Origin of the sequence: Halopelagius fulvigenes, from assembly GCF_042662625.1 — an archaeon.
Lineage (GTDB): Archaea > Halobacteriota > Halobacteria > Halobacteriales > Haloferacaceae > Halopelagius > Halopelagius fulvigenes.
In genome coordinates this window covers 1-655 of record NZ_JBHSXH010000012.1, presented here as the reverse complement: position 1 = coordinate 655, position 655 = coordinate 1, and the positions used below count along the sequence as shown (strand labels likewise).

1 rRNA gene is annotated in these 655 nt (G+C 55.0%); it reads left to right on the top strand.

Annotated features, from left to right (window positions below):
* Nucleotides 1-79: 79 nt before the first annotated feature.
* A 23S ribosomal RNA gene (locus ACFQEV_RS09465) occupies nt 80-655 on the top strand; the annotation flags it as partial.

Sequence of the window (655 nt, the reverse complement as noted above, 5' to 3'; positions counted from 1 at the left end):
GGAGTTCGATGACGACCGTATGTACGTGCAATCCAGACGCCCACTGAACCCGTTTCATCGGGATAGTGGACGTCCGAAACACAACTGGCTACTGTGCCAGCTGGTGAATGGCTCGGCTCGAGAGCCGACGAAGGACGTGCCAAGCTGCGATAAGCCTCAGGGACCCGCATGGAGGGAAAGAACTGAGGATCTCCGAATGAGAATCTCCACCGCAATTGCCGCGCGCAATGGGGAACGCTCCGAATTGAAACATCTTAGTAGGAGCAGGAACAGAAAGCAATCCGCGATGTCGTTACTAACGGCGAGTGAACGCGACACAGTCCAAACCGAATCCGCAAGGACATGTGGTGTACGGACATCCTATAACGGCTTTCAACGACACGAGAAGTCTCTTGGAACAGAGCGTGATACAGGGTGACAACCCCGTATCGTGTCCGCGAAAGCCCGAGGTTGCTCCAGAGTAGCAGGGGTTGGATATCCCTTGTGAATCTCGCAGGCATCGACTGCGAAGACTAAACACTCCTCGAGACCGATAGCGAACAAGTAGCGTGAGCGAACGCTGAAAAGCACCCCGAACAGGGCGGTGCAATAGGGCCTGAAATCAGCTGGCGATAGAGCGACGAGGCATACAAGGTCCCTCAGAAAACGACCCACT